Below are 685 nucleotides of genomic sequence, written 5' to 3'. Positions count from 1 at the left end.
GCCGAGATGAGCACGGAAGCCTACGAGGAGTTCGTCTACGGCGCGGTGAACAAAGACTGGGACCAGCAACGAAAACACCAGCAGCAGATGGTCGAACTTCTCGACCCGGCCGACGAGGTGCGCATCGTTTCCGGCGACACCACCGACCTCACGATGTCCGTGTCGGGAATGAAGACCGTCAACGATTACGGCGAGAAGAATCTCCCCGGCGGGGAAGTGTTCACCGCGCCCGTTCCCGATTCGGTCGAGGGCGAAGTGCTCTTCGACAAACCACTCGTCCGGCAGGGTAGCATCGTGGAGAACGTCTGGCTGGAATTCGAGGACGGCGAGGTCGTCGATTTCAGCGCCGAGAAGAACGAAGAGGTGCTCGCCGGAATCCTCGATACGGACGAAGGCGCACGCAAACTGGGCGAACTCGGCATCGGCATGAACCGCGACATCGACCGCTTCACCTACAACATGCTCTTCGACGAGAAGATGGGCGATACGATTCACCTCGCCGTCGGCAAGGCCATCGAGCAGACCGTCCCCGAGGGGCAACCGCTCAACGAGAGCGCCACGCACGTCGATATGATCGTCGATATGAGCGAGGACTCGTTCATCGAGGTGGACGGAGAAATCGTCCAGCGCAACGGGACCTTCAAATTCGAAGACGGCTTCGAGGGATAGGTCCGCGAGGGAGCAC

At 60.3% G+C, this 685-nt stretch carries 1 protein-coding gene; it reads left to right on the top strand.

Going from position 1 to position 685, the window contains the following annotated elements:
- A partial coding sequence (locus OPC11_RS22060) for an aminopeptidase (protein WP_264783424.1) occupies window positions 1-669 on the top strand: 669 nt, incomplete at its 5' end.
- Between the last annotated feature and the right edge of the window lie 16 nt (window positions 670-685).

This window comes from Haladaptatus sp. T7, assembly GCF_026008575.1.
Classification (GTDB): Archaea; Halobacteriota; Halobacteria; order Halobacteriales; family Haladaptataceae; genus Haladaptatus; species Haladaptatus paucihalophilus.
The sequence above is the reverse complement of the archived record's forward strand: the minus strand, read 5'-3'. Positions and strand labels throughout refer to the sequence as shown.